The following is a 16,004-nucleotide window of genomic DNA, read 5'->3' on the forward strand; positions in this document are numbered from 1 at the left end:
GTAACGCCCGACGGTAGCAGGAGGACACACCGTGGCAGCAGCGCTGCAACTTGATGATTTTGCGCTCCTTGATGACGGAGAGTGCGACGCACGCATCCGCGCCGCGAAAGCGGAGCTGGGTGAGCGCGCTGTGCTGCTCGGCCATCACTACCAACGCGAAGAGGTCTACCGCCACGCGGACCTGACCGGTGACTCGCTTAAGCTGGCGCATCAGGCAGCGGGTACCGACGCCGAGTTCATCGTCTTCTGTGGCGTGCACTTCATGGCGGAGGTGGCGGACATCGTCACCCATGGCAAGCGCACCGTCGTGTTGCCGGACCTGGCGGCCGGCTGCGCCATGGCCGACATGGCCAATCTCGCCAAGGTGAAGACCTGCTGGCGTGAGCTGGCCGAAGTGCTCGACCCTGATGAAACGGTCACGCCGGTCACCTACATTAATTCCGCTGCGGACCTGAAGGCCTTCTGCGGGGAACATGGCGGCATTGTCTGTACCTCCACCAATGCGCGCGGCGTGTTGAGCTGGGCCTTCGAACGGCGCGAGAAGGTGCTGTTCTTCCCCGATCAGCATCTCGGTCGCTGGACGGCATACAACATGGATGTTCCGCTGGATCAGATGGTGGTCTGGGACTTCACCAAGCCGATGGGCGGCCTGACCGCGGAGGAAATCCGCAATGCCCGGGTGATCCTGTGGAAGGGACACTGCTCGGTGCACCAGATGTTCCAGCCGGAACACATCAAGAATTTCCGCGAGCAGCACCCGGACGGCAAGGTCATCAGCCATCCGGAAAATTCGCTCGAAGTGTGTCTCGCGTCGGACTATGTCGGTTCGACCGAGACCATTCTGAAAACCGTGCACGCTTCGGAGCCAGGAACGCACTGGCTGGTGGGTACGGAACTGAATCTCGTCAACCGCCTTGCCGCGGAGATGAAACCCAAGAATGTCAGCGTGCAGTTCATGTCGCCGATGGTGTGCATGTGCTCGACAATGTTTCGCATTGATCCGCAGCATCTGGCCTGGACCTTGGAAAATCTCGTGGTGGGCAACACGGTGAATCGCATCCAGGTGCCGCAGGACATCGCCGACCCGGCGCGCGCGGCGCTCGACCGGATGCTCGCCATCGCCAACTGAACCGCCGCCGCGCCCGGCGCGGTCGTCACGCGGTTCAGCAATGATCCCAAGGAGTACAACGATTATGTGGAAAAACGCGCCCAGTCTGTCCGAGTACGATCCGGAAATCGCGCGAGCGGTCTCCGACGAAGCCGGACGGCAGGAAGCACACATTGAGCTCATCGCCTCGGAAAACTACGCCAGCCCGGCCGTGATGGCGGCGCAGGGCTCGGTGCTCACCAACAAGTACGCCGAGGGCTACCCGGCCAAGCGCTACTACGGCGGCTGTGAGCACGTCGACGTCGCCGAGCAGCTGGCCATTGCCCGCGCCTGCGAGCTGTTCGACTGCGAATACGCCAACGTGCAGCCGCACTCAGGCGCCCAGGCCAACGCTGCCGTGTTCATGGCGCTCGCCCAGCCGGGCGACACCATCATGGGCATGAGCCTCGACCACGGCGGTCACCTGACCCACGGGCATCCGGCCAATTTCTCCGGCAAGTACTACAACGTGGTCGCCTATGGCCTCGACGAGGCCACCGGCCTGATCGACTACGACGCCATGGAGAAGCAGGCGCTGGAGCACAAGCCGAAGGTGTTGATCGGCGGTTTCTCGGCCTATTCGCGGGTCATGGACTGGGCGCGTATGCGCGAGATCGCCGACAAGGTCGGCGCCTGGTTCTGGGTCGACATGGCGCATATTGCCGGCCTCGTCGCCGCGGGCGTCTACCCGTCGCCGCTGCCGCACGCCCATGTCGTGACCTCGACCACGCACAAGACCCTGCGCGGCCCGCGCGGCGGCATCATCCTCGCCAAGGGTGCCGACGAGAAGTTCCAGAAGAAGCTGAATTCCTCGGTCTTCCCGGGCATGCAGGGTGGTCCGCTGATGCACGTCATCGCCGCCAAGGCCGTGGCCTTCCGCGAGGCGCTGTCGAGCGACTTCCGCGGCTATCAGGAGCAGGTCATCAGCAATGCGCGCGCCATGGCCAAGGTCTTCAAGGAACGCGGCTTCAAGGTGGTGTCCGACGGTACCGATGACCACCTCTTCCTGCTGGACCTCGTCGCCAAGGACGTCACCGGCAAGGATGCCGAAGAAGCCCTCGGCCGCGCCCACATCACGGTCAACAAGAACGCCGTGCCCGGCGATCCGCGTTCCGCCTTCGTGACCTCCGGGCTGCGTATCGGTACGCCGGCTTCGACCACACGCGGTTTCGGTGATGACGAGATGGCGCAGGTGGCCACCTGGATTGCCGACGTAATCGACGCGCTCGCCTCGGGCGACGCCGAAAGCACCATCACCCGCGTGCGTGGCCAAGTGGAGCAGCTCTGTGCGCGCTTCCCGGTCTACGGCGACGCGTATCGGGCGGCTGCCTGATTTGATGACGCGCGTGCTCGGCGGCTGACGTGCAGTGCCCCTACTGCCGGCATGCCGACACGCGCGTCGTGGACTCGCGCACGGCGGATGATGGTTCCTCCATCCGCCGTCGCCGCGAGTGCCCCGAATGCGGGGCCCGCTTCAATACTTTCGAACGCGCCCATTTGCCGGTCCCCCCCATCCGTAAATCGGATGGCAGCACCGAAGCCTTCGATGAGGAAAAGCTGCGGCGCGGCATGGTGCGCGCACTCTACAAGCGCCCCGTCAGCGATGAACGCCTGCAGCAGAGCATCGACCAGATTGTCGAGAAACTGCGTACCGCCAGCGAACGCAGCGTGCCGGCGCGCACGCTGGGTGAATGGGTCATGGACGAACTGCGCGATCTGGACCACGTCGCCTACGTCCGTTTTGCCTCGGTCTATCGCCAGTTCAACGACGCGCAGGCTTTCCGCGAGGAAATCGAACGTCTCGAGCAGACCCCCAGTGCCGAATTGCGCCGCAGTCAGCTGCCGCTGATACATCACAGCGAAGACGATGACGGTGCGGCCTGAGGTGGTAGCGGCGTCCTCCCCCTCACCCCAACCCCTCTCCCCGGAGGGGCGAGGGGCTTTCTTTGGCGAGCGCATCGCGTCGTACTCCCTTCTCCCCCCGGGGAGAAGGGCCGGGGATGAGGGGGGAGAGCGCAGCGAACGGAGAGCGTTGCGCATGGCTGGTTCAGCATCGGCCAGTCCTGCGGGCCCCTCACCCCAACCCCTCTCCCCAGAGGGGCGAGGGGCTTTCCCTGACATGCGCCGCGTGCTGTGCTCCCATCTCCCCTCGGGGAGAAGGGCCGGGGTTGAGGGGGGTGAGCGCAGCGAGCGGATGCCATCGCGCTTGGCTGGTACGGCATCGGCCAGTCACGCGGGCCCCTCACCCCAACCCCTCTCCCCGGAGGGGCGAGGGGCTTCCCTTGGCATGGGCCGCGTGCTGTGCCCCCTTCTCCCCCTGGGGAGAAGGGCCGGGGATGAGGGGGATCAATCAGCGCAGGAAGGCGCACGCCTGGCATGACGGCTCAGGGAGCCTTCACCGCGCAGGATGCCGCTTACATGGCGCGTGCGCTGCGCCTGGCACGGCGTGGTCTTGGCGCCACGCATCCGAATCCCGCGGTCGGTTGCGTGATCGTCAAGGATGGCCAGGTGCTGGGCGAGGGCTTCCATGCCCGCGCCGGCGAGCCGCATGCCGAGGCCTTGGCGCTGCAGGCGGCCGGGGCAGCGGCGGCGGGGGCGGATGTCTATGTCACGCTTGAGCCTTGCGCGCATACCGGCCGCACCCCGCCTTGCTGTGATGCATTGATTCGTGCCGAGGTGCGTCGTGTTGTCGCGGCCCATGTCGACCCTGATCCGCGCACGGCGGGGCAGGGGCTGGCCCGGTTGGAGGCAAATGGCGTTGAGGTCGCGTCAGGGCTGATGGCGGCGGAAGCGCGTGCGCTCAATCGCGGATTCGTGCAGCGCCTTGAGGCTGGCCGCCCCTTCGTCACCTTGAAGATGGCCTTCAGCCTCGATGGCCGCACGGCCATGGCCTCGGGCGAGTCGCAGTGGATCACCGGCGAGGCGGCGCGCGCGGACGGGCACCGCGCCCGTGCCCGGCACCATGCGGTGCTGACCAGCGCGCAGACGGTGCTCGACGACGATCCGCAGCTGACCGTGCGGTCCGGCCCGCCGGGCACACGGCAGCCGGAACGCATCGTGCTGGATGCACGTGGCCGCGCGCCCGCCGATGCCCGAGTCTTCAGCGATGATGGTGTCGCCTGCTGGTGGGTGGTGGGCAGCGCGGCTACGGTGACCGCGCCCGCGCATGTGCGCCTGTGTTCGGCACCCACTGCGGGAGAACAGCTCGATCTGGCGGCCTGTCTGCGTCTATTGGCGGAGGCCGGCATCAACGATGTGCTGGTAGAGTCCGGCCCCCGTCTGGCCGGTGCGCTGCTGCAGGCGGATCTTGTGGATGAATTGCTGTGCTATGTGGCGCCTTCGCTGCTCGGTGATGGTGCGCGCCCGCTGGCGCGCCTGCCCGGGCTGGAACGCCTGGCACAGCGGCGCGCGCTGGTGTGGCGCGATGTTGCCATGGTGGGGCAGGACCTTCGGATCGTGGCAGGCATGCAGCCGCCGACGACCGACGCAGCTTTGGACAAGGAATAGCTATGTTTACCGGCATTATCGAGGGCGTGGGCACGCTCGACGCGGTCATCGACGACGGTGGCGACCGCCGCTTCTGGGTCGCCACCCCCGAGGGCTTTCTGGCGGATACCGCCATCGGCGACAGCATTGCGGTCTCCGGTGCCTGTCTGACCGTGGTCGAGATGGAGGGCGACCGCTTTCGCGCCGACGTGTCGGCGGAGACGCTGGCAGCGACCACGGCCGGCGGCTGGGAAGCGGGGCGCGCAGTCAACCTGGAGCATGCGCTCACCCTGGCCAAGCCGCTGGGCGGTCATCTGGTGTCCGGCCATGTCGATGGCGTCGGCCATTTGCGGAGCCGGCACGAGGATGCGCGCAGCTGGCGCATGGAGTTCGAAGTGCCGGCCGCCCTGGCGCGGTACGTCGCGCGCAAGGGCTCGATCTGCATTGACGGCATCAGTCTCACCGTCAATGACGTCGATGGAGCGCGCTTTGGCGTTAACATCGTGCCGCATACATGGGCCAACACCACCCTCGGCACGCTGGCGATCGACGGCGCCGCCAATATGGAAGTGGACCTCATCGCTCGCTACACCGAGCGACTCCTCAGCGCAGGCGATCACGCATGAACAAGCCCGAAAACACGCAGCAGACAGAGCGCCGCCCGACGGCCGCCGGTGAATTGGACAGCATCAGCGATGTGCTGGATGACATCCGCGCAGGGCGCATGGTCGTCATCATGGATGACGAGGATCGCGAGAACGAGGGCGATCTCATCATGGCCGCCGAATGCGTGCGGGCGGAGGACATCAACTTCATGGCGCGTCACGCCCGTGGACTGATCTGTCTGACGTTGAGCCCGGAACGCTGCCGCCAGCTGCGCCTGCCGCCGATGGTAGCGCACGGCGATGATGCCCACCGCACGGCCTTCACGGTGTCCATCGAGGCGGCCGAGGGCGTGACCACGGGTATTTCAGCCTTCGACCGCGCCCATACCATCCGCACCGCGGTCAAGCCCGATGCCTCGCCGCAGGATCTGGTGCAGCCTGGGCACGTCTTCCCGTTGATGGCGCAGCCGGGTGGGGTGCTGACGCGCGCCGGGCACACCGAAGCCGGTTGCGATCTGGCGCGGCTGGCTGGGCTGGAGCCGGCATCGGTGATCGTCGAGATCATGAACGAAGACGGGACCATGGCGCGGCGGCCGGACCTGGAGGTCTTCGCCCGCGAGCACGGCCTGCGTATTGGCACCATCGCCGATCTCATCCGCTATCGCCTGCAGCAGGAGCACAGCGTCGAGCGCGTGGCGGAATCGCGGGTGGAGACCGAATTCGGGCCCTTCCGTCTGATCAGCTACGAGGATTCCGCGGATAACACGGTACATCTGGCGCTCGTGCGCGGTGAGATTTCGCCGGAAACGCCGACGCTGGTCCGCGTCCATCTGCGCAACACCCTGGCCGACACCCTGGGCGTGCAGCATCCTGACTTCGGCTGGCCGCTGCGCCGCGCGCTGCAGCGCATCGCCGAGGAGGGCCACGGCGTACTCGTCGTGCTGCGCAAGCCGGAATCGCCGCGCGAGCTCGCGCAGCAGATTCAGGAGCTGAGCCTGAGCGCCAGCCACCACCATCAGGACGTGGCCATCACCACCGGCCACGACCACGAGGAAGTGCTGCGAACCTACGGCATCGGTGCCCAGATCCTGTCCGATGTGGGCGTGCGCAAGATGCGCGTGCTGTCCGCCCCCAAGCGCATGCAGGGTTTGTCGGGCTTCGATCTGGAAGTGACGGAATATGTCCCCTGCGATTGAGGGCGGTCGGCCATGAGCGATATGAAATCGGGATACCACGCACCGCCGCCACCGGCGCCGGACGAATTCGCCAACACCCGGGTGGCCATCGTGGCCACACGCTGGAATGCCGAGGTGGTGGACGCCCTGGTGGAAGGCGCCGCCAATGCGCTGCGCGATTGGGGGGTGGCCGAGAACAACGTCAGCATCTATCGCGCCCCCGGTGCATACGAGCTTCCTCTGGCCTGCGAGCAGCTCGCCCGCGGCAAGCATTTCGACGGGGTGGTGGCTCTTGGGGCGGTGATCCGTGGCGATACCCCGCATTTCGATTTCGTGGCGGGCGAGTGCGCGCGCGGCCTGCAGGAGGTCATGCTGCGGCACGCCTTACCGGTCGGTTTCGGCGTGCTCACGGTCAATACTGCGGAGCAGGCGACCGAACGCGCCGGTGAAGGGCACGACAACAAGGGCTATGAGGCCGCGCAGGCGGTGCTCGAGATGATCCGCTTTGAATGGGAGGTCGATGCACCGTGAATGATAGCGGTGCCCCAAAGGGGCGGGGGCAAAAGGCACAGGGGCCTAGCCGGCGCGGCCTGGCGCGGCGATTGACCGTGCAGGCGCTCTATCACTGGCTGGTCAATGAAGCCCCGGCCGAGCAGATCCTGCGCGAGTTTCGCGAGGACCCGGGCCTGGGCCGGGCGGACGGCAACTACTTTGATGAACTATTGCGCGCGATCACGGCCGACGCCACGCATATCACCCAGACCTTTGCGCCCCATCTGGACCGGCCGTTGGAGGAGCTCGATCCCACCGAACGCGCCATCCTGCTGGTGGGCACTTTCGAATTGATGGCCAAGCCGGACGTGCCGTGGCGGGTGGTGGTCAACGAGTCCGTCAATCTGACCAAGATGTTCGGTGGTGTCGACGAGTCCTATCGTTTCGTCAACGGTGTGCTCGACCGCGTCGCGCACGATGTCCGTGCCGACCATGTGCGCGCGGGTCTGTAGAGCCGGCGCGGCGTGACCGAATTCGAGCTGATCCGCGACTATTTCGGCGGCGCTACCGGGCCGGCAGTACGGCTCGGGGTGGGCGACGACGCCGCTCTGCTGGCGGTGTCGCCCGAGCACGAGCTCGTGCTCAGCTGCGACACCATGGTGGTAGGCCGGCATTTTCGCGAGGACGCCGAGCCTGGCGACATCGGCTGGAAGGCGCTGCAGGCCGCCGCCTCCGATCTCGCGGCCATGGGGGCGCGCCCGCTGGGCTGCATGTTGGCGCTGAGCCTGCCGACGGCAGATGCCGACTGGCTGGAAGCCTTTGCGCGCGGCCTTGGCGAAGCGGTCACCGCCCTGGGCCTGCCGCTCGTAGGCGGGGACACCACGCGCGGCCCGCTGACCATCACGCTCACCGTTACCGGGGAGGTGCCCGTCGACGGCGCCTTGCGGCGCTCCGGTGCGCGACCCGGGGATCTGCTGGTGGTCACCGGTACGCTGGGTGATGCGGCCGCCGCGCTGGCAGGCACCGAGAGCACAGCGCTGCAGCAACGGCTGCATCGCCCTGTGGCACGATTGACCGAGGGGCAGGCCTTGCGCGGACTGGCGCGCGCCGCGGTGGATCTGTCGGATGGGCTGCTCGCCGATGTGGGCCATATCTGCAGCACCAGTCATCTGGGGGCGGATATCCGTGCCGACCTGCTGCCGGCCTCCGAGGCGTTACAGGCGATGGACGTGTCCGAGGCCCAGTTGCTGGAGTGGCAGGCAAGTGGCGGTGAGGATTACGAACTGGCGGTGGCGATCGCCCCGGATCTGGTCCAGCATGCGGTGGCGCGCTGCGCCGAAGCGGGCACGGCACTGACCGTGATCGGCCGCTTCCGACGCGGAAGCGGTGTGCGCTTGTTGCGTACCGACGGCACAGAAATAGAAATGGAAAGAGGGGGGTATAGCCATTTTTAAAGGCAATTTCGAGATGCGTGGTGGCGCGGGGGTGGCACCATGACGCAGCAGGGAACGGCGATCCGTTTTCCACCACGGCTGATTCTGGCCTCGCCGATCCATACCATCGCCTTCGGCTTTGGGACCGGGCTGTCGCCGGTAGCGCCCGGTACCTTCGGCACCCTGCCGGGCGTTCTGCTGTTTCTGGCGCTGAGCTGGCTGCATGTGCAGGCCTTTGCACTGGCGCTGGCGATCATTGCTCTGCTGGGTTGGGCGGTCTGCGCCTACAGCAGCCGCAAGCTCGGCGTGCATGACCATCCGGGCATTGTGGTGGACGAAATGGTGGGCTACTGCGTGGCGGCGGCGCCGCTGCTGCCCGCCCTCGGCTGGGTGGAGGCGCCGCTGTGGCTGGGCCTGCTGGTGGCCTTCGTGGCCTTCCGCTTCTTTGACATTCTCAAGCCATGGCCCATCCGCTGGCTCGACCGCCACGTAGGCGGGGGGCTTGGCATCATGGTGGATGACCTGCTGGCGGGTGTCTTCGCCGCGGTCGTCACGGGGGTCTTGACCCTCCTTTTGGGTGAAGCACTGGTGCCGGCCTAGCAGGCACCTTGACCGCTGGCGAAGGCTGGCGGGTACAACACACACAGGCGGTGGCAGCGCAGACCCGTTACTGGGGCGGCACCGCATATTGCGATCAAGAAGGCAGGAGCTATGACAGACAAGAAGGTGCGCATCGGCTGTGCAGCCGGATTCTGGGGGGATACCAATACGGCGGCGGAGCAGCTGGTCAGCAAGGGCGACATCGACTACCTGGTCTTCGACTATCTGGCCGAGATCACCATGTCCATCCTTGCCGCCAAGCGCATGCGCGATCCGGACGAGGGCTATGCCAATGACTTCGTCAAGCACGTCATGGGGGACCTGGCGCCGCAGATCGCGCAGAAGGGCATCAAGGTGGTGGCCAATGCCGGGGGCGTCAATCCGCTGGCCTGCAAGAAGGCGCTGGAAGAGGTTCTTGAGCAAGCCGGCGTATCGCTCAAGGTGGCAGTGGTGCTGGGGGATGACCTGATGCCGCGGCTGGACGATTTCAGCGATGCGGTGGAGATGGAAAGCGGCGCTGCCATGCCCTCCGGCATTGTGTCGATGAATGCTTACCTCGGTGCGCTGCCGATCGTGCGCGCGCTGGAGGCGGGGGCCGATATCGTGGTCACCGGACGCTGTGTGGATTCCGCCGTGGTGCTCGGCCCGCTCATGCATGAGCTGGGCTGGGGGCAGACCGACTATGACCAGCTCGCGGCGGGTTCGCTGGCCGGTCATATCATCGAGTGCGGCGCCCAGTGCACTGGCGGCAATTTCACCGACTGGCGCACAGTGGCGGACGGTTATCCGGACATGGGCTTCCCGATTGCCGAAGTCGCCGCCGACGGCAGCATGGTCATCACCAAGCCCGAAGGCACGGGTGGGGCAGTGACCCGCTTCACGGTTCTGGAGCAGATGCTGTACGAGATCGGCGACCCGCGCAGCTACCACCTGCCGGACGTGATCTGCGATTTCAGCGAAGTGCGCTACGAGGATCTGGGCAACAACCGCGTCGCCGTGCATGGCACCAAGGGCCGCGCGCCCAGTGGCAACTACAAGGTGAGCGCGACCTATCCCGCCGGCATGCGCTGCGCTGCGCTGTTCATGATGGGCGGCATCGATGCGGCCGAGAAGGGACGCACGGTGGCGAAGGCGATCATCGAAAAGGTGCGTCGCCAGTTCAAGGAAAAGGGTTATGACGACTTCACCGGCGTGGATATCCACGCGGTGGGTTCGGAAGAGAGCTACGGCCCGCATGCCCGGCCCGCGGCACAGGCCACCCGCGAGGTGGTGATGAAGATCGCCGTACAGCACAAGAATCCCAAGGCGATGCAGCTGTTCTCGCGCGAGATCGCCCAGGCCGCTACCGGCATGGCGCCGGGCTATACCGGCTATTTCGGTTCCGGGCGCCCGCAGGCGAGCATGGTGCCGCGGCTTTTTTCGACCCTGGTGCCCAAGGCGCGCATCACCGCCGAGATTGCTGTGGACGACCGCCGCGAGACAGTCGCCATCCCCACTGAGGAACACGCTGATCAGCCGCCGCAGGCGGTGGAACCGCCGGCGCCGGACGGCGGTACGGAGATGGTCGAGGTGCCCCTGGTGCAGGTGGCCTGCGCCCGCTCGGGCGACAAGGGCGACCACGCCAATGTGGGCGTCATCGCCCGCAGCCCCGAGCTGCTGCCCTGGATTGCCCAGACGCTGACGGCGGAGGCCGTGCAGGCCTATTTCGCCCACCTGATCGATGCACAGCGGGGCAGCGTGCAGCGCTGGTATCTGCCGGGCTCGGACAGCCTGAATTTCCTGCTTCGCCACGCACTGGGCGGTGGCGGCGCGGCCAGTCTGCGCACCGATCCGCAGGGCAAGGCCTTCGCGCAGATGCTGTTGGACTGCCCGGTACGTGTGCCCAAGGCACTGGTACCGCGACAGTAGAGATTGTCCCAATCGCCACGGTGGTGACGCCGGGCGCGCTACAATATGAGGCTTTCACCGAGGCTGCGCCGGGCCATGAAGCGCGGCACGAGCAGTCACACACACGAGGTGATGGATGTCTGAAGAACGCGATGTAATGGAGTACGACGTCGTCATCGTCGGCGCCGGCCCGGCCGGCCTGTCGGCGGCCTGCCGACTCAAGCAGAAGGCGGAAAGCGCGGGCAAGGAGATCAGCGTCTGCGTGGTGGAGAAGGGCTCGGAAGTCGGCGCCCACATCCTCTCTGGTGCGGTCTTCGAGCCGCGCGCCCTGGATGAGCTTTTTCCGGACTGGAAGGAGCGCGGCGCCCCCCTGCTGACGCCGGTGACGCGCGACGAGATGCATCTGCTCAAGTCGCCGGAGAAGGGCAGCAAGCTGCCCAATGCCATTGTGCCGCGCACGATGCACAACCACGGAAACTACGTCATCTCCCTCGGCAAGGTCGTGCGCTGGCTGGGTGAGCAGGCCGAGGCACTGGGTGTGGAAATCTACCCCGGCTTTGCCGCACAGGACGCCATCATCGATGACGACGGCATCGTGCGCGGTATCGTCACCAATGATCTGGGTGTGGCGCGCGACGGCAGCCACAAGGACGACTACTACCCGGGCATGGAGCTGCGCGCCAAGTACACCCTCTTTGCCGAGGGCTGCCGTGGCCATCTCGGCAAGCGTCTCATCAGCCAGTACGCGCTGGACAAGGACCGCGACCCGCAGCACTACGGCATCGGCCTCAAGGAACTGTGGGAAATCCCGGCCGAGAAGCACGAGCCCGGCCTGGTGGTACACGGTGCCGGCTGGCCGCTCGACGACGACAACCCCGGTGGCTGGTTCCTCTATCACCTTGAGGACAACATGGTCTCGGTCGGGCTGATCGTCGACCTGTCCTACGAGAACCCCTATCTCTCACCCTTCGACGAGTTCCAGCGCCTGAAGCACCACCCGGTGCTGGCCAAGCATCTGGAGGGCGGCAAGCGCGTCTCCTACGGTGCGCGCGCCATCACCAAGGGCGGGCTCAATGCGCTTCCGAAGATGGTCTTCCCGGGCGGCATGCTGATCGGCTGCGACGCGGGGACGCTCAACTTCGCCAAGATCAAGGGCAGCCATACCGCGATGAAGTGCGGCATGATCGCGGCCGAGGTCTGTGGCGATGCGCTTATGGAAGGCGCCGAAGGCGGCGACACCCTCGAGCGGTTCACGACGGACTTCGAGCAGAGCTGGCTGTACGAGGAACTCAAGCAGAGCCGCAACTTCGGCCCTGCCATCCACAAGATGGGCGCCTTCTTCGGTGGTGCCTTCAACTTCATCGAGCAGTCCATCTTCCGCGGCCATGTGCCTTGGACGCTGCACGATCGTCAGCCGGACCACGCCACGCTCAAGCCGGCCTCTGAGGCGACGCATATCGAGTACCCGAAGCCGGACGGCAAGCTTTCCTTCGACAAGCTGTCCTCGGTCTTCCTGTCGAGCACCAACCACGAGGAAGACCAGCCCGTGCATCTGGTGCTCAGCGACACGCGCATTCCCATCGAACACAATCTTCCGACCTATGCCGAGCCTGCCCAGCGCTACTGCCCGGCCGGCGTCTATGAGGTGGTCGATGACGGCAGCGGCGGGCAACGATTCCAGATCAACGCCCAGAACTGCGTGCACTGCAAGACCTGCGACATCAAGGATCCCTCGCAGAACATCACCTGGGTGGCACCCGCAGGCGGGGGCGGGCCCAACTACGGCGCCATGTGATTCCTGCGCGCCCTGCGGTGACGCATTAAAAATATTTTGAATCAAGCAGATAAGAGAGGTTTTTCATGAAGGCTCTGGTAAGCGTCAAGCGCGTTGTCGATTACAACGTGCGCATTCAGGTGAAGGGCGACGGCTCGGGCGTCGTCACTGACGGCGTCAAGCACTCGATGAACCCCTTTGACGAGATCGCGATGGAAGAAGCGGTCCGTTTAAAGGAGAAGGGCATCGTGAGCGAGATCGTGGCGGTCACCATCGGTGGCGCCAAGTCCGAGGAGACGCTGCGCACCGCGCTGGCCTTCGGAGCCGACCGCGCCATTCACGTCAAGACCGAGGAAGCGGTTGAGCCATTGACCGCGGCGCGTACCCTCAAGGCGGTGTTCGAGAAAGAAACGCCGGAGATCTTCCTGATGGGCAAGCAGGCCATCGACGATGACGCCAACCAGACCGGCCAGATGACCGCCGCGCTGCTGGGGCTGCCGCAGGCCACCTTTGCCTCCAAGGTCGAGATTGCCGACGGCAAGGCCACGGTGACGCGCGAAATCGACGCCGGACTGGAAACCCTGGAAGTGGACCTGCCGGCGGTGATCACCACCGACCTGCGTCTGAATGAGCCGCGCTATCTCAAGCTGCCGGACATCATGAAGGCCAAGAAGAAGCCGGTGGACGCCACCAGCCTGGACGAGCTGGGCGTGGAGCCCGCCGCGGCCATCAAGGTCACCAAGACCGCACCGCCGCCCGAGCGCAGCAAGGGCGAGATGGTCAAGGATGTCGACGAGCTGGTCGAGAAGCTCAAGTCCAAGGGCCTGGTCTGAAGCCAGGCATGTGTGCGCCGCGCGGATTGATCAAACATTGATGCTTCCGCGCCCGCCCTTCCATTCGAGATTTCGGGAAATAGCATGAGCAAGATTCTTCTTATCGCAGAGCACGCCGAAGGCCAGCTCAACGCCGGTGTGGCCAAGGCCATGGACTGCGCCCAGCAGATCGGCGGCGACGTCGATGTCGCCATCCTGGCCGAGTCGGGTCAGTCAGTAGCCGAGCAGGCCGCCAAGCTGGCCGGCGTCACGCGGGTTCTGGTGGTCGACAACGCCGCCAATGCGCATCCTATGGCGGCCACCCTGGCGCCGCAGATCGTGGCCTTGGCCCAGCAGGGCGGCTACAGCCACGTCATTTCTACCAACAGCACGCAGGGCAAGGACCTGATGCCGCGCGTGGCCGCGCTGCTGGGCGTGCCGCAGGTGACCGACATCATGGCGGTGCACGGCCCCAACAGCTTTGATCGACCGATCTACGCCGGCAACGCCATCATCACCGTGGAAGCCCCCGCCGAGCCGCTGATCTGCGGCACCGTGCGTCTGGCCTCCTTCCAGCCGGTGGCCAGCGACAACAGCGCGCCCGTCGAGGCGGTCAGCGTCGACGCCGAGATTCCGGGCCACACGCGCTTCCAGGGTGTGGAAATCCACAAGTCGGATCGCCCGGACCTGCAGTCCGCACCGCGCGTGGTGTCCGGTGGCCGTGCCCTGGGATCCTCCGAGAATTTCGAGATCATCTACAAGCTGGCCGACAAGATCGGCGCCGCGGTGGGTGCATCCCGCGCCGCGGTGGACTCCGGTTACGTGCCGAACGACATGCAGGTGGGGCAGACCGGCAAGATCATCGCGCCTGAACTGTACATCTGTGCCGGCATTTCCGGCGCGATCCAGCATCTCGCCGGGATCAAGGACGCGCGCACCATCGTGGCCATCAACAAGGACGAGGAAGCGCCGATCTTCGAAGTCGCCGACTACGGCCTGGTGGGCGATCTCTTCGAGGTCGTGCCGCAGCTGGCCGAAAAGCTCTGATCGCGACTGCATTGGCAGTCTCGCAGTCCCACGCCCCGGCCCGTCGCCGGGGCGTTTTTGGTTCAAGGAGTCAGTACGATGGGTTACCGCTCGGTGCTTGCACCGAATCAGTTCGAGGGGAAGGTGGTGGTGGTCACTGGCGGCGGCAGCGGCATTGGACGCTGCACCGCGCATGAGCTTGCCAGCCTCGGTGCGCATGTGGTCATCACCGGCCGCAAGCAGGAGAAGCTGGATGCCACCGCCGCGGAGATCCGCGAGGACGGCGGTGCCGTCAGCACACTGGCCTTCGACATCCGTGACGAGGCGGCCGTGACCGCGGCCGTGCGGCAGGTGCTGGAGACGCACGGGCGCATTGATGGACTGGTCAACAATGCCGGCGGGCAGTATCCGACGCCGCTGGAATTGATCAAGAAGAAGGGCTGGGAGGCGGTGGTGGCCAACAATCTCACCGGCGGCTTTCTCATGGCGCGCGAATGCTACGTGCAGACCATGAAGGCCAACGGTGGCGCCATCGTCAACATGATCGCGGACATGTGGAACGGTATGCCCGGCATGGGCCATTCGGGCGCGGCGCGCGCCGGCATGCTCAATTTCACCGAGACCGCTGCTACCGAGTGGGGCGTCGCGGGCGTGCGCGTCAATGCCGTGGCGCCGGGCTATATCGCATCCAGTGGCATGGACCATTACGACCCGACCTTCGCCAAGGAAGTGATTCCCCGCCTGAGCAAGCTGGCGCCCTTGCAGCGAATGGGCGAGGAGGCCGAGGTGTCCAGCGCGATCTGCTGGCTGCTGTCCGAAGGCGCTGCCTTTGTGACCGGCACCTGCATCAAGATCGATGGCGGCAGTTCCCTCGGCGCCAAGGCCTTCCCATTGCAGGAACACGACCGCTCCAAGCCCTATACGGGTTTCCACCGCGCACGGCGGCCCAAGGCCATCGACTGATGCTGCAGCGGTGCGCGTGGCGGTCGCCGACGGCCTTCGCGCGCGCTAGCCTCTGTGCAGAAGGCTGCCTGCTCGGTGTGATAGGCGGCAGCAATGCAGGAGGCAGCCATGCGGCGGAGCGCGCGGGGTCTGACGCTGATCGAACTGCTGATCGTGCTCGCCATCGTGGGCGTATTGGCCGGTCTGGCCATCCCTGCCTATCGCGACCACGTCACCCGCGCGCAGGTCAGTGAAGGCCTCGCCCTGATCGCCCCCGTGAAGACCGCGGTGGCTGAGTACTACGCCGTGCACGGCCATCTGCCCACCGCCAGCAACTGGCTTGCCCTGCTGCGCGAACTGGGTCTGCCGGTCAGCACCGCGCACGGGGCCGGGTCCGGGACCTATGTCGAGCGCATCTGGTGGAATCAGGCCGCCCAACAGATTCGCATCCGTTACCGGGTGCCGCCGATTGAAGGCAAGCGCCTGACACTGACGGCGGAGTTTGCGGGCGGCAGCCTCCGCTGGCAATGCGCGTCCGAGAGCGGGTCAGAAGGCGTGCCGGAGCGCTTTGTGCCGGCGACCTGCCGCCGCTAGCGTGCCAGCGTGGCTGTTGCCGCCCTCATGG

General features: G+C 66.0%; 16 protein-coding genes. All 16 read left to right on the top strand.

What is annotated here, in order from left to right; translation table 11 throughout:
- Window positions 1-31 precede the first annotated feature (31 nt).
- Entirely contained in the window at window positions 32-1,129 is a 1,098-nt protein-coding gene (nadA, locus tag ACOOFO_RS08195) for a quinolinate synthase NadA (RefSeq protein WP_420426303.1), read from the top strand.
- A 64-nt stretch (window positions 1,130-1,193) separates the two neighbouring features.
- The gene (gene glyA / locus ACOOFO_RS08200; RefSeq protein WP_420426304.1) at window positions 1,194-2,480 is read left to right on the top strand and encodes a serine hydroxymethyltransferase; all 1,287 of its coding nucleotides are present in this window, start codon (window positions 1,194-1,196) and stop codon (window positions 2,478-2,480) included.
- A 29-nt stretch (window positions 2,481-2,509) separates the two neighbouring features.
- Complete coding sequence (gene nrdR / locus ACOOFO_RS08205; RefSeq protein WP_420426305.1) at window positions 2,510-3,031, top strand: transcriptional regulator NrdR; 522 nt, start codon at window positions 2,510-2,512, stop codon at window positions 3,029-3,031.
- A gap of 492 nt (window positions 3,032-3,523) precedes the next feature.
- Window positions 3,524-4,654 (top strand): bifunctional diaminohydroxyphosphoribosylaminopyrimidine deaminase/5-amino-6-(5-phosphoribosylamino)uracil reductase RibD, encoded by a 1,131-nt coding sequence (gene ribD, locus ACOOFO_RS08210; RefSeq protein WP_420426306.1) that lies wholly within the window; start codon window positions 3,524-3,526, stop codon window positions 4,652-4,654.
- A 2-nt stretch (window positions 4,655-4,656) separates the two neighbouring features.
- On the top strand, window positions 4,657-5,259 hold the full coding sequence (locus ACOOFO_RS08215; RefSeq protein WP_350165816.1) for a riboflavin synthase: 603 nt from the start codon (window positions 4,657-4,659) through the stop codon (window positions 5,257-5,259).
- Complete coding sequence (ribBA, locus tag ACOOFO_RS08220; RefSeq protein ID WP_420426307.1) at window positions 5,256-6,434, top strand: bifunctional 3,4-dihydroxy-2-butanone-4-phosphate synthase/GTP cyclohydrolase II; 1,179 nt, start codon at window positions 5,256-5,258, stop codon at window positions 6,432-6,434. The genes ACOOFO_RS08215 and ribBA overlap by 4 nt, the downstream gene beginning before the upstream one ends.
- A 21-nt stretch (window positions 6,435-6,455) precedes the next feature.
- A complete protein-coding gene (gene ribH, locus ACOOFO_RS08225; RefSeq protein ID WP_420429688.1) occupies window positions 6,456-6,944 on the top strand; it encodes a 6,7-dimethyl-8-ribityllumazine synthase in 489 nt (162 codons plus the stop codon).
- Window positions 6,941-7,417: a transcription antitermination factor NusB gene (gene nusB, locus ACOOFO_RS08230; protein WP_420426308.1), complete on the top strand. Its 477-nt coding sequence runs from the start codon at window positions 6,941-6,943 to the stop codon at window positions 7,415-7,417. Before ribH ends, nusB begins: the two co-directional genes overlap by 4 nt.
- Window positions 7,418-7,429: 12 nt before the next feature.
- Window positions 7,430-8,359 carry a thiamine-phosphate kinase gene (gene thiL, locus ACOOFO_RS08235; RefSeq protein ID WP_420426309.1) on the top strand — a complete coding sequence of 310 codons (930 nt, stop codon included), beginning with the start codon at window positions 7,430-7,432 and terminating at the stop codon, window positions 8,357-8,359.
- 39 nt (window positions 8,360-8,398) lie between these two features.
- Window positions 8,399-8,938: a phosphatidylglycerophosphatase A gene (locus ACOOFO_RS08240; RefSeq protein ID WP_420426310.1), complete on the top strand. Its 540-nt coding sequence runs from the start codon at window positions 8,399-8,401 to the stop codon at window positions 8,936-8,938.
- A gap of 111 nt (window positions 8,939-9,049) precedes the next feature.
- The gene (locus ACOOFO_RS08245; RefSeq protein ID WP_420426311.1) at window positions 9,050-10,846 is read left to right on the top strand and encodes an acyclic terpene utilization AtuA family protein; all 1,797 of its coding nucleotides are present in this window, start codon (window positions 9,050-9,052) and stop codon (window positions 10,844-10,846) included.
- Between the two features lie 115 nt (window positions 10,847-10,961).
- Window positions 10,962-12,620: an electron transfer flavoprotein-ubiquinone oxidoreductase gene (locus ACOOFO_RS08250; RefSeq protein WP_420426312.1), complete on the top strand. Its 1,659-nt coding sequence runs from the start codon at window positions 10,962-10,964 to the stop codon at window positions 12,618-12,620.
- 65 nt (window positions 12,621-12,685) lie between these two features.
- Window positions 12,686-13,432: an electron transfer flavoprotein subunit beta/FixA family protein gene (locus tag ACOOFO_RS08255; RefSeq protein ID WP_420426313.1), complete on the top strand. Its 747-nt coding sequence runs from the start codon at window positions 12,686-12,688 to the stop codon at window positions 13,430-13,432.
- Window positions 13,433-13,516: 84 nt separating this feature from the next.
- Window positions 13,517-14,458: an electron transfer flavoprotein subunit alpha/FixB family protein gene (locus ACOOFO_RS08260; protein ID WP_420426314.1), complete on the top strand. Its 942-nt coding sequence runs from the start codon at window positions 13,517-13,519 to the stop codon at window positions 14,456-14,458.
- 78 nt (window positions 14,459-14,536) lie between these two features.
- Window positions 14,537-15,400 (top strand): SDR family oxidoreductase, encoded by an 864-nt coding sequence (locus ACOOFO_RS08265; RefSeq protein ID WP_420426315.1) that lies wholly within the window; start codon window positions 14,537-14,539, stop codon window positions 15,398-15,400.
- Window positions 15,401-15,508: 108 nt separating this feature from the next.
- Window positions 15,509-15,973 carry a pilin gene (locus ACOOFO_RS08270; protein ID WP_420426316.1) on the top strand — a complete coding sequence of 155 codons (465 nt, stop codon included), beginning with the start codon at window positions 15,509-15,511 and terminating at the stop codon, window positions 15,971-15,973.
- The last annotated feature ends 31 nt before the right edge of the window (window positions 15,974-16,004 follow it).

This window comes from Algiphilus sp., from assembly GCF_965216485.1.
Classification (GTDB): domain Bacteria; phylum Pseudomonadota; class Gammaproteobacteria; order Nevskiales; family Nevskiaceae; genus Algiphilus.